Source organism: Rhodobacteraceae bacterium S2214 (genome assembly GCA_025141675.1).
In the GTDB taxonomy this organism is placed as follows: Bacteria; Pseudomonadota; Alphaproteobacteria; order Rhodobacterales; family Rhodobacteraceae; genus Yoonia.
Genome location: CP081161.1, coordinates 700,604 through 720,868, shown reverse-complemented (window position 1 = coordinate 720,868; position 20,265 = coordinate 700,604). Strand labels below are relative to the sequence as shown.

Genomic DNA, 20,265 nt, shown 5'->3' with positions numbered 1-20,265 from the left:
TCTGATCAGGATTTCGATTTCCGCGCGCTTTCCGGCCCGTGCGGATGTTTCGCATGGGGGTATTCTGCGTGGTGGTGATGGTCGTGATCATGGTGATGATGATCGTGGCCATGCCCATGGTCGTGATGATGATGATGGTGATCCGCCTCAACCAGTCGGCACATCCCCGTACAGAATGTATCGCACAGCGCACAATCCGCGACATTCGACCCCGGCGCATTTGCCCCTTGGCCCTCAACATGATGGTGGTGGCTTTCTTGAACAGCCCCGACTTCGCCTTCAAACCCGACGACGCCCGTGCGGTACTTACACAGCACACAGGTCGGGGGCGGCACGGCAGCAAAAGCAGGATGATCGCCACCCGACAATTGTTCGCGCTGTTCAGGCGTAATCTTGCGCACGTCACCGCCGCCAACCTCAAGCACCTGCGTCCGATACTGACATGTCCCGCAATTTGGCGGCGGGTTGTCACCAACCTGCTCGATGATCCGCTCTGCAAACGTCGCCAGCACCTGCGGATGATCCCCAAGATAACCGGCTTTCACAAAATCAATGTCGGGATATTCGGCGGCAACCTGATCCGTAAATCCATAAATCCGGTCGATCAAAATGCCCGAGAATAAGAAATACGGGAACACAATGACGCGCTTGTACCCAAGCCGCGTCACATGCTGCAAACACGGCTCGACCAGCGGGAAGGTCACGCCGGAAAACCCGACCTCGTGCCAGCCAAAACCCATGCCTTCGGCAACCATGCGGGCAATCTTGGCGACGTTGCCGTTCGCATCCGGATCAGACGCACCACGGCCAATCACGACCAAACAGGTCTCTTCCAACGGCAATTCGCCCAAATCGGCATTCGCTTGATCAACAGCTTCGCGAATACGACCAGCGGCAGCCGCGATCATCTTGGGATCAACACCCAATTCACGTCCATAAGACACGGTGATGCCGTGCTTCGCCGCGTAGGTATTCAAAACAGTCGGGATGTCATTCTTTGCATGCATCGCCGCAAACAGCATGCCCGGCACGGCCAGCACGCGATCGCAACCTGCTTCGCGCAGCTTATCCAAACCGTCGCGGATCACAGGGTTTGCGAATTCCAGATAGCCGTAGTCGGTCATCCAATCGTCGGGCAACAACGCAGGCAGTTTATCCGCCAAGGTCGCAAATTCATCGACCGCAGATTGGCTGCGCGACCCGTGGCCGCAAATCATGACACCTGTTTTCACGCGGGTTCCCCTTCTTCTTCCAGTTCGGGTTCGACCTCTGCGTCGGTCTCTTTCTTGCCCTTTAGGGCCCCGTAAATGCCGGTCAGGATCGCTAGACCAATCGCAGCCCCCGCAACCCAATGGTCGTGACCTGCCAAATCGGCCAAATGCCCCGGATGGGCCTGCACCGATGATCCGGCAACCGCCAAGAGAAGTGTCAAAATGATCCGCATCTGATCCTCCAAGTTCTGCCCTATACGCCAGAAACCCCACGCAACCGCATGAGGGAGGTCCGACGACGTGATCCATGGTCCCCTCTAGGGTCAACCGGACGGATCACCAACCTCTCTGGCCCTTTCGGGCTTCGTCTATTGGGGTGGTATATGGACCAACGGCATGACCCGCAATGGGACAAAACGGCAGTCGTGCGCCGAATGCGACGCGTAGATGTGTGCATCAATGCGCAGAACCTGCGCTTGAACAGGGGTTTGTCGGCAGTCCGACCTCGCCTAAATCAGTCACAACACAGTTTTGAAAGGACATCCCCCATGGGACAACTTGTTGACGGCGAATGGCATGACGTTTGGTACGACACAAAGAAATCCGGCGGGGCATTTGTGCGGTCCACCGCAAAGTTTCGCAATTGGATCACCGCAGACGGGTCTGCGGGACCAACAGGCGACGCAGGCTTCAAAGCCGAAAGCGGGCGCTATCATCTCTATATTTCAAACGCTTGCCCATGGGCGCACCGGACAATGGTGTTTCGCACTTTAAAAGACCTGACCGACCACATCGACGTTTCTGTGGTCCACCCCGACATGCTGTCTGATGGCTGGACGTTCGAAAAAGACGGGAATGGCGCGACAGGCGACAAACTGTTTGGCCTGCCGTTTGCCCGCGACATTTACCTGAAAGCTGATCCGCAAATTTCAGGCCGTGTGACGGTGCCAATCCTGTGGGACAAAAAGCAGAACACAATCGTGTCCAACGAATCGTCCGAAATCATTCGGATGTTCAACAGCGCGTTTAACGACATCACCGGTAACACCGCCGATTTTTGGCCAGAGGCCCAGCGCGACGCGATCGAAGAAATCAACACGCGAATCTATGACACTGTGAACAACGGCGTCTACAAATCCGGCTTCGCGACGACACAAGACGCATACGACGACGCAGTAGGCCCGCTGTTCGACAGTCTCGACTGGATCGAAGGTATCCTGTCCGAAAACCGCTACCTGACCGGCGACACGATCACCGAAGCAGACTGGCGGCTTTGGACGACCCTGATCCGGTTCGACATGGTCTATCACCAACACTTCAAATGTAACCGCAAACGGATCATCGATTACCCGAATATTTGGGGGTTCACGCGCGAACTATATCAATGGCCGGGCGTGAAAGAGACGGTGAACATGGACCACATCGTGCGCCACTATCACTACAGCCACGACACAATTAATCCGAACCGGATTATTCCGACCAATCCTGTGATTGATTTTGATGCGCCACACGGGCGCGGGTGATCAAAAGGCGCCTGCTGCGCGGGTATCCCGACTAGCAGAATTGCCATAATGATGAACGATCGCCGCCAAGTCACTTGGCGGCGTTCCTGTTTCAACAAAGGCGCGGGCGTTGGCGCTGTGCGAAAAAATCGATCCATCCGAGAAGAAGGTCGTATCTGTCACAAAAACGACATTTGCGCGTGGTTGATTAAAATTAGCAAAGTCCGCCACGGTCAGCGCGCTGCCTTCGCGCAGGACCAGATCAAGCACGATCACGTCGAAGCTCTGCTTTTGGAGAAGAACAAGCGCGTCGTCGCCCGTTTCGACGACCGTCACAGTTGCCTGCAATCGTTCCAAGTGGCGGGCCCACAAGGCCCCCAATTCGGTCTTACTTTGTACGATCAATACACGCATGGCACCTTCTCACTAGACTTTGGTTCGAGGAATCGAACGGTTACCACTACAATCATTAACGGCTGCTCAAGCTTTCTGTGCCTAAAATCCTAAGGAATGGTTAACTGCCAATCAGCCTGCGTTCAAAACAGGCACGATCCCGCCAATTCGCTTGCCGAACCGGCCAAAATCAGCTTGAAACGCATCAAAATTGTATGAGGCACGTCAAGAATGACAACTTGGATCACGGTTTGCGACACCTGTAAGCGTCCGGAATGGACCGAAGGCGAAGACACAATCACCGACGGAGAACAGCTCGCCAGCCTCGTTGAAGCCGCCGCTGCAGGCGTGCCAGACATCAAAACACGACGTGTTTCCTGCCTGATGGGCTGCAAACACGGCTGCAACGTGTCGATCCAAGCCCACGGAAAACTGGCCTACACCTTGGGCGACTTCACACCGGAACAGGACGCTGCCGAGGGTATTGTGACCTACGCGACATCACACGCGGCATCCGAAACAGGCCAAGTGCCCTACCGCACATGGCCGCAAGCGATCAAAGGGCACTTCGTCACGCGCCACCAACCGATCCCAACCGACGACACCGCAGAATGATTGATGCCCCTGCAAAACGCGACCACGGCGGCGGGCTGGATGCGGCAATTGCACAGTACGGCGGCACGCGCGCGCAGTGGCTGGACCTGTCCACGGGTATAAATCCTGTACCCTACCCGATCCCGACGCTGTCGCCTGACGCATGGACAGCCCTGCCTGACAGCGGCGCATTTGACCTGATCACAGCACGCGCCCGCGCCTATTGGTCGGTACCGAAAGCGGCAGCCTGTCTCGCGACGGCAGGCGCATCATCGGTCATTGCGCAATTGCCACGCCTGACAACTGCTGGCCGCGTGAATATCCCTGGCCCCACATACAATGAACATGCAGCCGCGTTTCAATCCGCGAACTGGTTTGCAGATCCGGACGGGGCAAATGCAACCGTCGCCGTGCATCCCAACAACCCTGACGGGCGGATATGGCAGGCGTCGGACATCACCGGCGACCTGCGGATCATCGACGAAAGCTTTGCTGACGTGATCCCCGATCAATCCCTCATCGCAGAGGCCGCCAAACCCGGCACGGTCATCCTGAAAAGCTTTGGCAAATTTTGGGGGCTCGCGGGGCTGCGTCTTGGTTTTGCCATTGGCGATCCGGCGATCATCACGGCCCTAAAAGAAGCCTTAGGTCCATGGCAGGTGTCCGGCCCAGCCTTGCAAATCGGCGCAGAGGCTTTGGCCGATCCCCAATGGGCGGATGAAACCCGCACCCGCCTGTCCGCAGATGCAAACCGCTTGGACGACTTATTGGCAAGCAAAGGCGCGATCACTCTTGGTGGCACAAGCCTGTTCCGCCTGTACGAAGTCGATGACGCAAAAGCCGCCCAAGCCCAACTTGCGCAATCCAAAATCTGGTCCCGGACATTCCCATACGACAACACATGGCTGCGCCTTGGCTTGCCCGCACCGGATCGGTGGGACCAGCTTGAAGGTGCCTTTTGACCGTTCTTTTCGCGATGATCCTTGATGGGATCTTTGGCGAACCCAAATGGCTGTGGTCGCGCATCCCGCACCCTGCTGTCATCATGGGAAAGGCCGTCGGCCATATCGACACGACATACAACACAGGCGAAAACCGCAAAACCAAAGGCACGATCAGTTTCGCGGCCTTGGTGATTGGCGCGCTTATCCTGGGCATGCTTATCACCGCCATTCCGGGCATTTGGGCGGACGTCATTCTTGGGGCGATGTTGATTGCACAACGATCCCTTGTCGAACACGTGGCCGCCGTCGGCACTGGCCTGCGCATGTCTTTGCAACAAGGGCGCCGTGCCGTGGCGATGATCGTCAGCCGCGACACCCGCGACATGACCATATCAGACGTCACGCGCAGCGCGATTGAAAGCGGATCCGAGAATTTCAGCGACGGGGTCATCGCCCCGATTTTCTGGTTTGCAATTGGCGGCCTTCCGGCCCTTCTGGTCTACAAGATCACCAATACCGCCGACAGCATGATCGGCTACAAAACACCGCGCCACCTTCAATTCGGCTGGGCAGCGGCGCGTTTCGACGACCTGCTGAACTGGGTGCCTGCCCGCCTGACAGCACTGCTGATCTGGGCGACAGATCGCCAAACACCATTTGCCAAAATCGCCGACGACGCAAACCTGCACAGGTCCCCCAACGCAGGTTGGCCAGAGGCCGCGATGGCCTACAAGCAAAACGTCGCACTGGCTGGCCCACGCAGTTACGACGGCAAACTAACGCTATTCCCCTATGTCAACGAGGCGGGCAAACACACCCTCGGCCCCGACGACATCGCCCAAACCACGCAAACGTTGTGGGCGGCGTGGTGGGTGACGCTCGCCATCGCGCTGTTTGTCGCCATCATCTAATCGCAGCCGTTGCGCGCAGTGGCACGGCTGTTACCTTTCGCAAAACCTAACTGACAGGAACCGCCATGCGCCGCCTCGCTTTCGCCCTTTCCATGCTCGCAAGCCCTGCTGTGGCGCAAACCTGCGGTGGCCCGCTTCCCGCGTTTCTTGCAGGCGTCAAAGCCGAAGCCGTCGCGAACGGGTTGTCCCCCACCGCCGCCGATGGCGTGCTGAACGGGGCGCGAATTGATCAACGCGTGCTGAACGCGGATCGGTCCCAAGGCGTGTTTCAAAAAGACTTCATCGCGTTTTCCCGTGCTTTGATCAGCCAAAACCGGATCGACAATGGCGTTGCGGCTGCACGACGCAACGCTGCCACCTTTGACCGGATCGAAGCGCAATTCGGCATCCCCCGCGAAGTCATTCTGGCCTTTTGGGCTTTTGAAACCGACTACGGCAGCTTCCAAGGTGATTTTAACACACGCAACGCGCTTGTGACGTTGGCGCATGATTGCCGCCGCCCCGAACTGTTCCGCCCGCAGTTGATCGCAGCGATTGAATTGAACGAACGCGGCAATTTTAACCCCGACACAACAACAGGCGCATGGGCGGGCGAAATCGGCCAAGTCCAAATGCTGCCCGGTGATATCATCGAAAGCGGGTTGGACGGCGACGGAGACGGCAAAATTGATCTGAAAGGATCAGCCGCAGATGCGTTGATGTCCGGCGCAAATGTGCTGTCCGGTTTGGGATGGAAACCTAACCAACCATGGTTGCAAGAAATCCGCGTGCCGGACACGCTGGATTGGGCGCAAACCGGCCTGAAACACCCTAAAACCGTCGCCGAATGGAACGCACTTGGCGTGACTTCCCGCGACGGAACCGCCCCCACGAACCTGACGGCTCGCGTCGTTTTGCCAATGGGGCGCAACGGGCCAGCGTTCTTCGCCTACGACAACTTCGATGTCTATTTCGAATGGAACCAAAGCTTCGTTTACGTCACCACCGCCGCCTATTTCGCGACACGGCTCGCAGGTGGTCCGGTCTACGATGCAGGCAACCCGACACCGGGCCTGTCGGGCGATCAAATGCAAGCGCTACAAAGCAAACTTGCGGCACGCGGGCATGACGTAGGCGGCATCGACGGCATCCTCGGCGCGAAAACTCGCGATGCGATCCAGTTGGAACAACAACGGCTGGGCCTACCCGCGGACGCATGGCCAACCACTGGACTTTTGAACGCACTATGAAACGGTTTTTCAAAGCATTCGCTGTTCTCGTTCTTATCGCAATTGCTGCGTTCTTCTATTTCGCGCCGTACTATGTCGCCGCCGAACGCAATGCCGTGCGACCACACGCGCCCTACCCGATCAGCGATCAGGCACAGGCGCTTCACGACAGTCTGATCATCGGCGATTGGCACGCAGACGCGCTGCTTTGGGATCGCAATCTGCTCAAGCGCAGCGACATCGGACACGTCGACATCCCGCGTCTGCTAGAAGGTAATGTCGCCATCCAGATGTTCACGGCCGTCACAAAAAGTCCGGCAGGCCAAAACATTCATGAAAATGCGGCCGACGCCACGGACAACATTACGTTGTTGGCAATCGGGCAGCTCTGGCCGCCCCGCACATGGAACAGCCTGTTGGAACGAGCGCTGTACCAAGCCGAAAAACTGCACCACTTCGCGGACAAGAGCGAACAGTTGCGGGTCATCGAAACGCAATCCGACCTCGAACAGCTCCTCGCGGATCGGGCTGCAGGCCAAAACGTGGTCGGCGGGCTTCTGGGCATCGAAGGCGCGCATCCGCTCGAGGGCGATATCGCAAACCTCGCAAAACTTACCGACGCGGGCCACCGCATGATCGCGCTGCAACATTTCTTCGACAACGCACTCGGCGGATCGCTGCATGGCGAAAACAACGCAGGGCTCACCGATTTTGGCCGCGAAGTTGTGACGCAAGTTGAACAACGCAACCTTATCCTCGATCTGGCCCATTCGTCACCCCAGGTCGCACGCGACGTGCTTGCGATCACGGACATGCCCATCGTGGTCAGCCACACCGGCATTTTTGGGGCCTGCCCGAGCGAACGGAACTACGACGACGGGCTGATGCAAGATATCGCAGCCAAAGGCGGTGTCATCGCCATTGGTTATTGGCGCACGGCGGTCTGTGACGACAGTCCAGCGGGCATCGCACGCAGCATTCAGGCCGCGATTGATCTGGTCGGCGAAAACCACGTCAGCCTCGGGTCAGATTTCGACGGGTCGGTCACAACGTCGCTCGACACCTCAGAACTGGCGGCCATCACGCAGGCGCTTGTCGACATACGCACACCCGAAACGCAAATTCGCAAAGTCATGGGTGAAAACATGCTGCGGGTGCTACGGGCACGACTGCCAAACTAGCGCGATAGTCAAAGCCCCACACAACAACTCCACGCTGTGGTCAAAATCCTGACACAGGGCTCGGTCACCCTTTTAGGATAATTATTCCTAATGAGTTTTCGAGCTGGTCCAATGATAGCACTCCGCGCAATTCCGTTTTCGTTCAACATCCTGTGGCAATACATCATCGTTTTCCCGATCATGGTGTGCGGACTTATCGGGCTGACCTTACTCGCATTCATTGTCACTTTTGACATCTACATTTTGTACGCCCGCAACGGGATGGGCGACTTTCGCGGCACCTTTGCCTTGATTGCTACGTCCGCGCTATTCGCGATCTTGCTGTCTGCAATTTACTCTTTTCCTATGCTGATCGGACTACGACTTGGATTAACCACAAGAGGCCATAAGCCTGCGGTTAACTTTTGGAAACTGATCCTTCCAGCAGCAGGCTACGGATTGCTGGTTGGGTTTGCGACTACGCTAATCGCAATGATTGCTGCATTCTTTTACCTGAGATCGGTTTCGCTCAGCGTTAACGACATCGTTGTTCTGCTGGAAAATGCGACACTCGACTACGTCCTGACTAAAGTTGTGACTGACATCCCGATGATGGTGAAGCTCAGTACAGTGTCATGGTTGGGCTTTACGGCATTCTACACGGCTTTGCTTGTGCCGCTGGCCTCTGTCGCGATTGGTCGTGACCCCAGCGGTAACCCCCACACACCGCTCGCAGGCTTCGGTGCAGGGTTCGTGCCACTTCTGGCGCTTGTGTTTATCGTTTATCTGATGTCCGAACTTAGCCTGCCTGCTCTTGAAAGCTTCGCAGCTCTGATCGGGCAAGGTGATCGCTTATCCGGAACTTTGACAATTATCGATTTGATGGCAGATGAAAAAATTCCGTTCCAATGGTCGCGCGATATCGGAATTGTACTGGGCCTCAGTTTGGTATTTTGGCTCTGGACGATCAGCCTGCTCAGCGCAGGGGCCACGCTTGTCTACATCGACCGCTTTGACAAACACAAAGCCGAACGCGCGGAAAAGATGAAGGTCGAACGCCTTGCACCAGAAGAAGCACGCGCTTTGTGGAAACAACGCATGCCAGGTCACGCACCAACATAACGGGACGGCGGGAGGGGCGTCGTGCTTGCACGCGCGTCTCCCTGCCGTTTAAGCAACCATCGCCTCGGCCTTCTTCAGGTCTACGGACACAAGCTGCGACACACCCTGCTCGCCCATCGTCACACCAAACAACCGATCCATCCGCGACATCGTCACCGCGTGGTGCGTGATGATCAAGAACCGCGTGTCCGTGCGGCGCGTCATCTCGTCCAGCATATCACAGAACCGGTTCACGTTGGCATCATCCAACGGCGCATCCACCTCATCAAGAACACAGATCGGCGCAGGATTCGCAAGGAACACCGCAAAGATCAGTGCCATCGCGGTCAGGGTCTGTTCCCCACCTGACAACAGCGACAACGTGGACAGCTTCTTGCCCGGTGGCTGGCACAAAATCTCAAGACCCGCATCCAGCGGATCGTCCGATTCCACCAATTCGAGCCGCGCTTCACCGCCACCAAACAGGTGCGTGAACAGCAAACCAAAGTTCTCGTTCACCTGTTCAAACGCCGTCAGCAGCCGTTCACGACCCTCTTTGTTCAGCGATGCAATCCCCGTGCGCAGCGTTGCAATCGCACCCTCAAGATCGGACTTTTCGTTGACCAACAGGTCGTGCTCTTCCTGCACTTCCTTCGCGTCTTCTTCGGCCCGCAGGTTCACGGCGCCCAGCGCATCACGCTGCCGCTTATACTGGTTCACCTGACCTTCGATCACATCAACGGCGGGCATGCTGTCCACGTCAACATCCAACCGCGTCAGCAGTTCAGCAGGCGACATTTCTTGCGCTTCCATGATCCGTTCTTCGGCATAAGCCACGGTTTCTTTCGCCGCATCTGATCGCGCCTCGGACCGCGCTCGCGCCTCGCGGGCCTCTGATGCCGTGCGCTCTGAATCCCGTTCTGCCACCGCTGCATTACGCAGCGCAGTTTCCGCCGTAACCAACACATCAGACGCCGCAGCGCGCCGCCCTTCAGCCTCGTCCACGGCATCCGCCAATTCGGCCCGCTTCTCAGCGATTTCCTCAGGTGCCGCCGCAGCCTCAGCCAGTTCTGCCTCGGACGCAGCCCTGCGATCCGCCAGCTCAGACGTCCGTTTATTCGCCGTTTCAAGCCGATATTTCCAGCCGGACACTTCCTTCGTGATTTCCTGCGACCGCTTCAACCGCGCATCGCCTTCGCGGCGCAATTCGTCATAGGCAGACCGACGGGTCATCATCATGATCCGCGCCGCTTCCACCGTCATTTTGATATCTTCAACGCGTCCACGCGCCTCATCCAGATCTTCAAGACCCGTCGCAGCCGCCTCTGCCTCGGTCAGCGCCTTCCGCGCAATCATTGCCTCTTCGACATAACGCTTCATCGCAAGGTTGGACGCTTCCAACTTCCCGCTCGCGAGATCACGATCCGCCTCAGCACGCGACGCCGCCCTGTTCGCTTCAGCCACCAAACGGTCCGCATCACGCCGCGCTGTCCGCGCAGTTTGATCCGCAGCCGTCAAATCCGCCAAACGACGCGTCAAAATCTCATGCGCCTGTGCGGCACCTGTGGCCTTTGCAGCAACCTCTTCCAGATCACGCTTCAATTCGACCAACCGGTTCAACTGCTGCAACCGCAATGCAGCCGCCGACGGGGCATCCTCTGACGCCGCTCTGAACCCGTCCCAGCGCCAAACATCGCCCTCAACAGACACCAGCCGCTGACCCGGTTTCAAAACCGCCTGCAACTGCGCGCCTTCTTCCTGTTTCACCAGCCCGACCTGCGACATCCGCCGCTCCAGCACTTCTGGTACGTCAACATATGTCGTCAGCGGTTGCACCGAATCCGGCAAAGCCTGCACCGACAAATACGCAGGCAAATTCGCCCAGCCAGACGCCGCATCAGGCGAAATCGCAGGGGCCCGCAAATCATCGGCCAAAGCCGCACCCAGCGCTTTTTCATACCCCGACTGCACGGTCAGCAGATCAAGCACCTGCCCACCCTCAGCCGTATCCCGTTCAACCAATTTCGCCAGCGCATTAACCTCAGCACGCAGCGCATTCGCCTCGCCTTCAGCCTCCGACCGTTGGGACCGCGCATCGCTTTCCATCGTCTGGCATTCAGCACGGGCAGCTTCGGTCTCCACAAGCGTCTCATCGGCATTCGCAGCCGTCGCCACAGCCTGCTCTTCGGCAGCCTCGGCCATCTCGAAATCCGCTTCGGCCTTTTCCAACGCCTCAGTCGCCGCAGCCATCGCCTCTTTCGCGCGGGCCGCTTCCGTTTCGTTCTTCTCCAGCGTCGTGCGGCTATCGTCCAACAGACGTTTCGCGGACTGGTGACGGGCAGCAAGCCGCGCCACATCTTCGGTCAACGTCTGCAGATCATCTTCACGCTCTTGCAGCTTTGCGGCCCCTTCACGGGCACCGTCATTCGCTTCCTCAAGCGCATCATCATGACCGACACCGGCCTTCGCAATCTCTGCCGCTTCCCATTCCAGCCGCTCAATGGTGTCGCCCGCATCGCGGTTCAACCCGCCTTCGCGTTCCATATCCTTGGTCAGCTGCTCGATACGGGATTCGAGCGTCGCAATCGTTTCAACCGCGCGGCTTTCCTGCTCAGACAAGGTATCGCGCTGCACCATCAACCGCTGCAGAACCGCTGCCGCAATCGCTTCTTCTTCGCGCAACGCAGGCAATGCCTCTTCTGCCAATTGGCGTGCCGTCGTGGCCTGTAACGCCTCTTTTTCCGCAGCAGCAGCCGCAACCGTACGTTCACGCAATTGACCAGCAGCGGCGATCAAACCTTCGTCGGCTTCGCGCCAACGCCGATACAGCAACATGCCTTCGGCCTGACGCAACGCATCGCCAATTTCGCGATAACGGGCAGCTTGGCGCGCCTGACGGGCAAGCTGCGACAGTTGCGACGCCAACTGCTCAACCACATCATCAACGCGCACGAGGTTTGTCTCTGCGCCCTTCAGCTTCAGTTCCGCTTCGTGACGCCGCTGGTACAGCCCCGAAATCCCGGCGGCTTCTTCCAAAATCCGACGACGGGCTTTCGGTTTCGCGTTAATCAACTCTGAAATCTGACCCTGACGGACCAAGGCAGGCGAATGTGCACCGGTTGATGCATCGGCGAACAACATCTGCACATCACGCGCGCGGACATCTTTCGTGCTGACCTTATACGCAGAGCCCGCATCGCGCGTGATCCGGCGCACAACTTCCAGATTATCCGAATCGTTGAACGCAGCAGGGGCAAGCCGATCGAAGTTATCAATCTGCAACGACACTTCGGCAAAGTTACGGGCAGGACGGGTCGCCGTGCCTGCAAAAATCACATCCTCCATACCGCCGCCACGCATGGCCTTGGCGCGATTCTCGCCCATGACCCAGCGCAAAGCCTCAAGAAGGTTGGATTTTCCGCATCCATTCGGGCCCACAACGCCAGTCAGCCCATCCGCGATAATCAAATCAGTCGGATCGACAAAGCTTTTAAAGCCATTCAAGCGAAGCTTACTAAAACGCACAGATACAGGGCCTACAGTGATTCTAACGGTCCGAAACCATCGCCCGTGACAGCGGACAAAGTCAACAAATCCACCCCGCATATGGCCAAATCCAGCCACTTATCCACAAGATATTGCGCAAATCGGCCTTTCACCTGTTCAAGACGCCGCCCGCCGGGGACATCCTGTTTTTCTGGATAAATCGTGCCCTAGCCACCGCTGACGCCGCATCACAAACAAATCGCGTCGGTTTCATCCTTGACCCGCCGCGCCGCACAGCGCACAAAACACAGGCATGGTTCCCCGCACGGTGCAAAGCATCAGGGGATCAAACGGGAATGTGGACAGGGCCGATCCCAATTCGGAGGCCCAAAACCACAGCCGCCCCCGCGACTGTATGCGGAGAGTGCTTTGTTAAGACGCCACTGGGAAACCGGGAAGGCAACAAAGCGCATAGACCCGCAAGCCAGGAGACCGGCCTTGCATGACGACAACCCATCCCCGTCGGGTGTGACGGGCAAAGGAGAAAAGACATGAAGACCGAAGCACGCGCAATCGCCGCTCCACAGACTAAATCCGTATCCTCGACATTGTCGTTGTTTGCCGCCGCATTTATCGGCCTTGGCATCATCGCTGTCGCTGGCCACGTACAGGCATCCACATTGCATGACGCTGCACACGACGTGCGTCACGCAACTGGCTTTCCCTGCCACTAAACACACCACACGTCATGTTTAGCAAAGTTGTCGTCAGCGCATTGATCGCTGGCTTTGGGGCAGGTCTGTTCGCAGCCGTGCTCCAATTCGCATTCGTGCAGCCTATTCTGCTACACGCTGAATTGTTTGAAACCGGTGCATTAACTCATTTCGGTGCTGATCCGTCCGCGGCCCATGTCGCACACGAAGGCGGCATCGACATTATGCGCGATGGTCTCAGCATCATGTTCTCTGCGCTGATCTACGTGGGCTACGCGCTTATGCTACTCGCGCTGATGGTCTTTGCCGAAGAACGTGGTCAACCAATCACAGCACGCACAGGACTGATCTGGGGCGTCGCGGGTTGGATCACCGTACAGATGGCCCCCGCCTTTGGCCTTGCCCCAGAACTCCCCGGCATGAACGCCGCTGATGTCGAAGCGCGGCAAATCTGGTGGTTCGCCACGGTTGCGGCAACGGGCCTTGGCCTGTGGTTCGTCGCCTTTGGACGCAATTGGGCGATGTGGGGCGTTGCCATCATCCTGCTCGCCGCACCGCATATCATCGGCGCGCCCATGCCCGACACCTTGACCGGACCCGCCCCACCTGAACTGGGCGCCGAATTCGCGGCACGCGCCATCGGCACGGGCCTTGCCGTCTGGGCGGTGCTTGGCCTGCTGCTCGGCGCGGTTTGGTCCAAAAATCTAGGAGAAGCGTGATGCGTCTGCTCCTCCTCTTTATCATCGGCCTGACCTTCGGCTTTGGCAGCGGGTTTCTTGTGGCTGGCGGCATGGGCCCGTCATCACACGACCATGCGGGTCATGGCGACATGGACCACGACATGTCCGGCCTTCTGGAATGGGAAGGCACAGCACCCGACCTGTCCATCATGCTGATGCCGGAAATGGGCGACGCGGCGAACCTGCATATCATGGCGGACGGTTTCACCTTCACGCCAGAAACGGTCAACACAGACCCGACCCAAGGCACAGGCCACGCCCACATCTACATCGACGGGGTGAAACTGGCGCGCGCTTACAGCAACTGGTTCCACATCGATCATATCGAGACCGGCCAAGTGATCCGCGTCACCCTCAACGCCGACAATCACGCGGAATGGGGCAAAGACGGGCAACCACTGGCCGTCGAGATCACAGCCCCATGACCTACAGTGCTGGCACCCGCGTCTTCAAACAAAACCGCAGCCGTCCGGCAGGCCGGGCGTCAGCCACCCATCCGTCATCTGTGTCATCATACAACCGCGCAAATGCCACCGCATCATCCGCATCCGCGTCGGTCAGTCCGGCAAACACATACGTGGCCTTTCCATCTGCTTGGACGGCCATCGACACAGGCTCTGCACAGGCCGACAGGCATTCGTGCATCACAACTTCCCACCCTGTCGCCCGCCCGCGCAACGCATCTGCAAGCGCCACACCGGGTCCGTCACAGGTTTTACAAATCACAAGTCGCTTGGTCATAATGATCCCATACCAAGCCACCCAGACATTGGACATACATCATGGCAGCTAAAATTCCCGCCACCGTCGTCACCGGCTTCCTTGGGGCCGGCAAAACCACGCTCATCCGGCACATGCTGCAAAACGCAGAGGGCAAACGGATCGCGCTGATCATCAATGAATTCGGCGATCTTGGCGTTGATGGCGACATCCTCAAAGGCTGCGGCGACGAGGTCTGCACCGAAGACGATATCGTTGAACTGTCCAACGGCTGCATCTGCTGCACCGTGGCGGATGATTTCATCCCAACGATGGAGCAGCTTCTGGCCCGCGATCCAAAACCCGACCACATCGTGATCGAAACCTCCGGCCTTGCCCTGCCGCAACCACTTGTCCGCGCCTTCAACTGGCCCGGCATTTCAACCAAAGTCACCGTGGACGGCGTCGTGACCGTCGTGGACGGGCGCGCTGTCACCGACGGCCAATTCGCGCACAACATCGCGGCAGTCGACGCGCAACGGGCGCAGGACGAAAACCTCGACCATGAAACGCCCTTGTCCGAATTGTTCGAAGACCAGATCGCATGTGCCGACATGATCGTCGTGAACAAGGCAGACCTGCTGTCCGACAACGAGGTCACAACGTTAACCACCAAACTCAAAACCGACAGCCGCGCTGGCGTGCAAGTCGTCAAGGCCGCCATGGGCGCCCTACCTGTCGACGTACTGCTTGGCCAAGGCATCGGATCAGAGGCCGACCTCGAAGCCCGCCACGAAATCCACCATCATCATCACCACCACGATGATGACCACCACGACGACGATCATCACCATGATCACGAACATGAACACGGCCACGACGAATTCGAATCCTTCATCGTCACACGGGGCGAAATCGCTGATGCGGCAACCTTCGCCACGCAAGTCAGCGACACAATCCGCGCGCACAATATCCTGCGCCTCAAAGGCTTCGTCGCGGTCACAGGCAAACCCATGCGGCAAACGCTGCAGGCGGTTGGTCCGCGGGTCGATACCTACTTCGACCAACCCTTCGGCGACGCACCACGCGAAACACGTCTGGTTGTCATCGGCGAAGCTGGACTTGACCAAGCAGCCATCACAAAAGCGCTGACAGCATGATCATCGTGGCGGAAACTGACCCGCATGAACCCGCAACCACAGCGCTGCTCAAAGCAAGCCACGCGTTGATGGAATCCCTGTTTCCGCCCGAAGATAACTTCTATCTCGACGTCGATGACCTCGTGTCACCAGACATCAAATTCTACACGGCACGCGAAAACGGCACGGTTCTGGGCACTGGCGCAATCGCGCTGAAACCTGACTACGCAGAGGTAAAATCAATGTTCGTGTCCGAAGACGCACGCGGCAAAGGCGTGGCAGGCGCAATCCTGCGCCAACTCGAAGACTCAGCGCGGGACGCGGGTGCAACAATGATGAAATTGGAAACCGGCGACGTTTTACACGCAGCCCACAAACTCTACGAATCCCACGGATTCAAACGCTGCGACGCATTCCCGCCCTACAATGCAGCAGGTTCTTCCATCTTCATGGAAAAACCCCTGACATGACGCGCCCCGGCGGCTCTTCTTTTGGTCAAAAATACCTCGGGGGTTTGGGGGCTGGCCCCCATTCTCACTTTGCTTTCTTCGCTTCAGCCGCGGCTTTCATCCGCGCCAGCAATTCCGCTTTCGTTTCACGCGCGCCAAACGGCTTTTTGCCGGACCCGTGTGCGTTGTGTTCACTATGACGCGGTTGGTTTTTGCCCTTCTTGGGGGCACCCGCAGCTTTATAATCCATGATCCAAACCTCTCATTTGAGGCGCACCTAACACGAGGTCCAACCAGATGCACCTGCTAGCCGCCACCCCCGGTGCAATCGACGACGGACAAGAACCAGTCGACCTCGGGCAAACCCCTGCGGACGTCATCGTGATCTCTGCGGCGGACACAGAACTGGCAGCCTTGTCTGAGGCGCGTGCCGAAATGGACAATCCACCGTCCCTGCGGCTCGCCAATATGATGCACCTCCAGCATCCGATGTCTGTCGACCTGCACCTCGACAATTGCGCAACCAAGTCGCGCCTCGTGATCGCGCGTGTTCTGGGCGGTGCGGGTTATTGGAAATACGGCCTTGTGCAATACGCCGCACGCCTACGCGAAGCAGGCGTCACCTTTGTCGCGCTACCCGGTGACGACAAGCCCGATCAAGAACTGCGTGATCTCAGCACATGCGCCAACGACGACTATGACGCGCTCTGGTCCTATTTGGTTGAAGGCGGGCCGCAGAACAGCACAAACTTCCTCAGCTATGCGCAGGCCATCATTGATGGCGGGACCAAACCGCAGGCCGCGTCGCCGCTTTTACGGGCAGGCGTTTACTGGCCTGGAACCGGCATTTCGTCGGTCGCGGCGGTGCACGCATTGTGCACGCCTTGTGCACGCGTTGTGCCAATCATTTTTTACCGTGCTTTGGTGCAGGGCGGCGGGCTCAATCCGATCAACAGACTGGTGAAATCCCTGCTGCGTGCGGAACTTCAACCGATGCCGGTTTTCGTGGCGTCATTGAAAGATCCACTGTCCGTAGCGACGCTCGACCAGATATTCCAAGACGCACCGCCTTCGGTAATCCTGAACTGCACAGCCTTCGCCGTTGGGTCGCCCCACGACGGCGACGACAGCCCGCAAAACCCTTTAACTATGGGCTCTGCAAACAACGCACCGGTGTTCCAGGTCATCCTGTCCAGCGCTTCCGAAGACGCATGGGCAGACAGCCCCCAAGGCCTATCCGCACGCGACATCGCGATGAACGTGGCCCTGCCCGAAGTCGACGGGCGCGTGCTGTCCCGCGCAGTCAGCTTCAAAGGCGAAGCCTTCTTCGACGAAGCCACCGAATGCCCCATTGCCACCTACCAAGCACGCGGCGACAGAATTGATTTCGTCACACAGCTCACCGCAAACTGGGCAAAGCTGCGGGAAACACCCGCGGAAAACAAAAAGACCGCCCTCATCCTTGCCAATTATCCTAACAAAGACGGACGGTTAGCAAACGGCGTAGGCCTGGATACACCCGCAGCTACAATCCACGCGCTCACGCTTTTGAAAGACGCAGGGTACAAAATCGATGCTCCGAGTGACGCCAAATCTCTGATGGATCAGATCATGGCAGGGCCGACAAACTGGCTCACGGATCGGGCAGATACAGACGGCGGATCGTACCTGCCGCTTGATGTCTATGAGCAGCAATTCAACGCGCTCCCTTGGGACGTCAAACAACAGATCACAGACAGATGGGGGACGCCCGATGCCGATCCCTTCATCAGCGAAAAGACGGATGCACAATCCGCGGGTTTCAAACTCAGCATCCATCACTTCGGAAATGCCGTCGTGGCCCTGCAACCGGCACGGGGATACAACATCGACCCGACCGAAACCTACCATTCTCCGGACCTCGTACCGCCGCACAATTACCTCGCCTTCTACTTCTACCTGCGGCACCACTGGGGCGCTGACGCCCTTATTCACATGGGCAAACACGGCAACCTCGAATGGCTGCCGGGCAAAGCCGTGGCGCTATCGGAAACCTGCTGGCCCGAAGCCGTCTTTGGCCCAACGCCCCATATCTACCCATTCATCGTCAACGATCCGGGCGAAGGAACCCAGGCCAAACGCCGGACATCAGCGGTGATCATAGATCACCTGACGCCACCGCTAACACGGGCGGAAAGCTACGGACCACTGCGCAATCTCGAAGCGCTGGTCGACGAATACTATGAGGCTGCAGGCGTTGACCCACGTCGCATCGACCACCTGCGCCGCGAAATCCTATCGCTTTCAGATGTCAGCGGATTGTCCAAAGATGCAGCCTTCACCGGTGACCAAGACAGCGATCTGGCAAAGCTTGACGCCTACCTATGTGAATTGAAAGAAGCGCAAATTCGGGACGGTCTGCATATCTTCGGACAATCGCCGACTGATGATCTTGCCCGCGACCTGACAATCGCCCTAGCACGCGTACCGCGCGGTGAAGGGAAAGATGGGAATGCTTCGCTACTTCGGGCGATCGCGTCAGACCTCGACCTGACAATTGACCCGCTTGATTGCGATCTGGCTGCGCCCGCACTCGAAAAACCTGAACTGCTCGGGGGACTCACATCCGACAAGTGGCGAACAAACGGGGATACGGTCGAACGCCTTGAAATTCTGTCTCAGCACCTCCTGCGGGACGGGGGGTGGGGCGATGTGGGCGTAGTCCCACGAGCGTCACAACCCGTCCTCGACGAGATCGCCGCGAACATAACGCCCAAAGTCACGCAATGTGGCCCGGCAGAGTCAGCGGCGCTCCTCACCGCCCTTGCAGGGCACTTCGTCACACCGGGCCCGTCCGGCGCGCCCACCCGCGGGCGGCTTGATACGCTTCCTACAGGGCGCAATTTCTACAGCGTCGATAGCCGGGCCGTGCCCACACCGACGGCTTGGGCGCTCGGGTGGAAATCGGCAAACCTACTCATTGAAAAACATCTGCAAGACCACGGCGACTGGCCGCGCACCATGCTTCTGACCGCTTGGGGCACCGCCAACATGCGCACTGGCGGCGACGACATCGCACAGGCGCTCGCCCTTATGGGCGTCAAACCAAAGTGGGACAGCGCCAACCGTCGCGTCACCGGTTTCGAAATCCTTCCACAAGGCGTGCTTGGCCGCCCGCGCGTCGACGTCACCTTGCGTATTTCCGGTTTCTTCCGAGACGCGTTCCCCCAACTCATCACGCTTGTCGATTCTGCCGCTAAAGCCGTCCAAGAGCTTGATGAGCCAGCTGATCTCAACCCTGCCGCCGCACGCGCCCAAAAAGGCGAAGATACCGCCCGTGTCTTCGGATCAAAGCCCGGCGCCTATGGTGCGGGCCTGCAAGCCATGATCGACGAACGCCTTTGGGCCGACAAATCCGACCTTGGCGAGGCCTACCTGACATGGGGATCATACGCCTATGGCGCTGGCAATGATGGCGCAGAAAAGCGGGCTGCTTTTGAACAACGCCTGACCCAGACCGAAGCCGTCGTGCAAAACCAAGACAACCGCGAACACGATATCCTCGATAGTGACGATTATTACCAATTCGAAGGCGGGGCCGCCGCTGCCATCAGCACGTTGCAAGGTCAGGATCGCCCGATCTACCACAACGACCATTCCCGCCCCGAACGCCCTGTCATTCGTACGCTCGAAGATGAAATCGGGCGGGTTGTGCGGTCCCGCGTAGTGAATCCTAAATGGATCAACGGGGTCATGCGGCACGGCTACAAGGGCGCGTTTGAGATGGCCGCGACCGTGGACTATCTGTTCGCATTTGCGGCAACGACTGGTGCCGTTCGCAATCACCATTTCGATCTTGTCGAGAACGCATTTTTGGAGGACGACACCGTCCGAGATTTCATCAACGAACACAACGCGCCCGCATTGATCGAAATCGCACAAAGGCTGCAAGAAGCGATTGATCGGGATCTTTGGCAGCCGCGATCCAATTCGGCGGCGGCACGTATTCAGGAAATCGTCGCGGCGGTTCCGTAAC

General features: G+C 58.1%; 19 protein-coding genes and 1 riboswitch. Of the genes, 13 read left to right on the top strand and 6 right to left on the bottom strand.

Annotation, left to right across the window (positions count from 1 at the left end; genetic code table 11):
- Positions 1 to 5: 5 nt before the first annotated feature.
- Together K3729_03485 and K3729_03480 are read right to left on the bottom strand one after the other, a co-directional pair.
- Positions 6 to 1,217 carry a sirohydrochlorin chelatase gene (locus K3729_03485; GenBank protein UWR00926.1) on the bottom strand — a complete coding sequence of 404 codons (1,212 nt, stop codon included), beginning with the start codon at positions 1,215 to 1,217 and terminating at the stop codon, positions 6 to 8.
- An 11-nt stretch (positions 1,218 to 1,228) separates the two neighbouring features.
- Positions 1,229 to 1,444, bottom strand: coding sequence for a hypothetical protein (locus tag K3729_03480; protein ID UWQ99869.1), 216 nt, complete (start codon positions 1,442 to 1,444; stop codon positions 1,229 to 1,231).
- Positions 1,445 to 1,759: 315 nt separating this feature from the next.
- Here K3729_03480 and K3729_03475 point away from each other — a divergent pair, with 315 nt between their 5' ends.
- Positions 1,760 to 2,734 (top strand): glutathione S-transferase family protein, encoded by a 975-nt coding sequence (locus K3729_03475; protein UWQ99868.1) that lies wholly within the window; start codon positions 1,760 to 1,762, stop codon positions 2,732 to 2,734.
- Here K3729_03475 and K3729_03470 read toward each other — a convergent pair whose 3' ends face one another.
- Positions 2,735 to 3,127, bottom strand: coding sequence for a hypothetical protein (locus K3729_03470; protein UWQ99867.1), 393 nt, complete (start codon positions 3,125 to 3,127; stop codon positions 2,735 to 2,737).
- A 210-nt stretch (positions 3,128 to 3,337) separates the two neighbouring features.
- Between K3729_03470 and K3729_03465 the strand changes: the two genes are divergently transcribed.
- From K3729_03465 to K3729_03440, 6 genes are all read left to right on the top strand, one after another.
- Positions 3,338 to 3,721, top strand: a complete 384-nt coding sequence (locus K3729_03465; GenBank protein ID UWQ99866.1) for a DUF1636 domain-containing protein — start codon at positions 3,338 to 3,340, stop codon at positions 3,719 to 3,721.
- Complete coding sequence (locus K3729_03460) at positions 3,718 to 4,662, top strand: pyridoxal phosphate-dependent class II aminotransferase (GenBank protein UWQ99865.1); 945 nt, start codon at positions 3,718 to 3,720, stop codon at positions 4,660 to 4,662. The genes K3729_03465 and K3729_03460 overlap by 4 nt, the downstream gene beginning before the upstream one ends.
- Positions 4,663 to 4,676: 14 nt before the next feature.
- A complete protein-coding gene (cbiB, locus tag K3729_03455; GenBank protein UWR00925.1) occupies positions 4,677 to 5,555 on the top strand; it encodes an adenosylcobinamide-phosphate synthase CbiB in 879 nt (292 codons plus the stop codon).
- A 65-nt stretch (positions 5,556 to 5,620) separates the two neighbouring features.
- The gene (locus K3729_03450; protein UWQ99864.1) at positions 5,621 to 6,784 is read left to right on the top strand and encodes a lytic murein transglycosylase; all 1,164 of its coding nucleotides are present in this window, start codon (positions 5,621 to 5,623) and stop codon (positions 6,782 to 6,784) included.
- Positions 6,781 to 7,944 (top strand): membrane dipeptidase, encoded by a 1,164-nt coding sequence (locus K3729_03445; protein UWQ99863.1) that lies wholly within the window; start codon positions 6,781 to 6,783, stop codon positions 7,942 to 7,944. The genes K3729_03450 and K3729_03445 overlap by 4 nt, the downstream gene beginning before the upstream one ends.
- Before the next feature lie 111 nt (positions 7,945 to 8,055).
- A complete protein-coding gene (locus K3729_03440) occupies positions 8,056 to 9,045 on the top strand; it encodes a hypothetical protein (protein UWQ99862.1) in 990 nt (329 codons plus the stop codon).
- A 48-nt stretch (positions 9,046 to 9,093) separates the two neighbouring features.
- Here the strand turns inward: K3729_03440 and smc are convergent, their stop codons facing one another.
- The gene (smc, locus tag K3729_03435; GenBank protein UWQ99861.1) at positions 9,094 to 12,549 is read right to left on the bottom strand and encodes a chromosome segregation protein SMC; all 3,456 of its coding nucleotides are present in this window, start codon (positions 12,547 to 12,549) and stop codon (positions 9,094 to 9,096) included.
- A 258-nt stretch (positions 12,550 to 12,807) separates the two neighbouring features.
- A riboswitch (cobalamin riboswitch) is annotated at positions 12,808 to 13,026 on the top strand.
- A 56-nt stretch (positions 13,027 to 13,082) separates the two neighbouring features.
- Here smc and K3729_03430 point away from each other — a divergent pair.
- Genes K3729_03430 through K3729_03420 form a run of 3 tightly spaced genes read left to right on the top strand, consistent with a single transcriptional unit; the run spans position 13,083 to position 14,388 of the window.
- Positions 13,083 to 13,244, top strand: a complete 162-nt coding sequence (locus K3729_03430) for a CbtB-domain containing protein (protein ID UWR00924.1) — start codon at positions 13,083 to 13,085, stop codon at positions 13,242 to 13,244.
- A 14-nt stretch (positions 13,245 to 13,258) separates the two neighbouring features.
- Positions 13,259 to 13,942, top strand: coding sequence for a CbtA family protein (locus K3729_03425; protein ID UWQ99860.1), 684 nt, complete (start codon positions 13,259 to 13,261; stop codon positions 13,940 to 13,942).
- Entirely contained in the window at positions 13,942 to 14,388 is a 447-nt protein-coding gene (locus tag K3729_03420) for a hypothetical protein (protein ID UWQ99859.1), read from the top strand. Before K3729_03425 ends, K3729_03420 begins: the two co-directional genes overlap by 1 nt.
- Position 14,389: 1 nt before the next feature.
- Here K3729_03420 and K3729_03415 read toward each other — a convergent pair whose 3' ends face one another.
- Entirely contained in the window at positions 14,390 to 14,704 is a 315-nt protein-coding gene (locus K3729_03415; GenBank protein UWQ99858.1) for a DUF1636 domain-containing protein, read from the bottom strand.
- Between the two features lie 41 nt (positions 14,705 to 14,745).
- Here K3729_03415 and cobW point away from each other — a divergent pair, with 41 nt between their 5' ends.
- Entirely contained in the window at positions 14,746 to 15,822 is a 1,077-nt protein-coding gene (gene cobW / locus K3729_03410) for a cobalamin biosynthesis protein CobW (protein UWQ99857.1), read from the top strand.
- Positions 15,819 to 16,271, top strand: a complete 453-nt coding sequence (locus tag K3729_03405) for a GNAT family N-acetyltransferase (protein UWQ99856.1) — start codon at positions 15,819 to 15,821, stop codon at positions 16,269 to 16,271. The genes cobW and K3729_03405 overlap by 4 nt, the downstream gene beginning before the upstream one ends.
- A gap of 64 nt (positions 16,272 to 16,335) precedes the next feature.
- Here K3729_03405 and K3729_03400 read toward each other — a convergent pair whose 3' ends face one another.
- Positions 16,336 to 16,500 carry a hypothetical protein gene (locus K3729_03400; protein ID UWQ99855.1) on the bottom strand — a complete coding sequence of 55 codons (165 nt, stop codon included), beginning with the start codon at positions 16,498 to 16,500 and terminating at the stop codon, positions 16,336 to 16,338.
- Between the two features lie 47 nt (positions 16,501 to 16,547).
- Here K3729_03400 and cobN point away from each other — a divergent pair, with 47 nt between their 5' ends.
- A complete protein-coding gene (gene cobN, locus K3729_03395; GenBank protein ID UWQ99854.1) occupies positions 16,548 to 20,264 on the top strand; it encodes a cobaltochelatase subunit CobN in 3,717 nt (1,238 codons plus the stop codon).
- Position 20,265: the final 1 nt, after the last annotated feature.

Bases quoted from the DNA above. Each gene is read 5' to 3' on its own strand.
- K3729_03485 (UWR00926.1), bottom strand. From the start codon at position 1,217: ATGATTTGCGGCCACGGGTCGCGCAGCCAATCTGCGGTCGATGAATTT.
- K3729_03480 (UWQ99869.1), bottom strand. From the start codon at position 1,444: ATGCGGATCATTTTGACACTTCTCTTGGCGGTTGCCGGATCATCGGTG.
- K3729_03475 (UWQ99868.1), top strand. From the start codon at position 1,760: ATGGGACAACTTGTTGACGGCGAATGGCATGACGTTTGGTACGACACA.
- K3729_03470 (UWQ99867.1), bottom strand. From the start codon at position 3,127: ATGCGTGTATTGATCGTACAAAGTAAGACCGAATTGGGGGCCTTGTGG.
- K3729_03465 (UWQ99866.1), top strand. From the start codon at position 3,338: ATGACAACTTGGATCACGGTTTGCGACACCTGTAAGCGTCCGGAATGG.
- K3729_03460 (UWQ99865.1), top strand. From the start codon at position 3,718: ATGATTGATGCCCCTGCAAAACGCGACCACGGCGGCGGGCTGGATGCG.
- cbiB (UWR00925.1), top strand. From the start codon at position 4,677: ATGATCCTTGATGGGATCTTTGGCGAACCCAAATGGCTGTGGTCGCGC.
- K3729_03450 (UWQ99864.1), top strand. From the start codon at position 5,621: ATGCGCCGCCTCGCTTTCGCCCTTTCCATGCTCGCAAGCCCTGCTGTG.
- K3729_03445 (UWQ99863.1), top strand. From the start codon at position 6,781: ATGAAACGGTTTTTCAAAGCATTCGCTGTTCTCGTTCTTATCGCAATT.
- K3729_03440 (UWQ99862.1), top strand. From the start codon at position 8,056: ATGATAGCACTCCGCGCAATTCCGTTTTCGTTCAACATCCTGTGGCAA.
- K3729_03425 (UWQ99860.1), top strand. From the start codon at position 13,259: ATGTTTAGCAAAGTTGTCGTCAGCGCATTGATCGCTGGCTTTGGGGCA.
- K3729_03420 (UWQ99859.1), top strand. From the start codon at position 13,942: ATGCGTCTGCTCCTCCTCTTTATCATCGGCCTGACCTTCGGCTTTGGC.
- K3729_03415 (UWQ99858.1), bottom strand. From the start codon at position 14,704: ATGACCAAGCGACTTGTGATTTGTAAAACCTGTGACGGACCCGGTGTG.
- cobW (UWQ99857.1), top strand. From the start codon at position 14,746: ATGGCAGCTAAAATTCCCGCCACCGTCGTCACCGGCTTCCTTGGGGCC.
- K3729_03405 (UWQ99856.1), top strand. From the start codon at position 15,819: ATGATCATCGTGGCGGAAACTGACCCGCATGAACCCGCAACCACAGCG.
- K3729_03400 (UWQ99855.1), bottom strand. From the start codon at position 16,500: ATGGATTATAAAGCTGCGGGTGCCCCCAAGAAGGGCAAAAACCAACCG.
- cobN (UWQ99854.1), top strand. From the start codon at position 16,548: ATGCACCTGCTAGCCGCCACCCCCGGTGCAATCGACGACGGACAAGAA.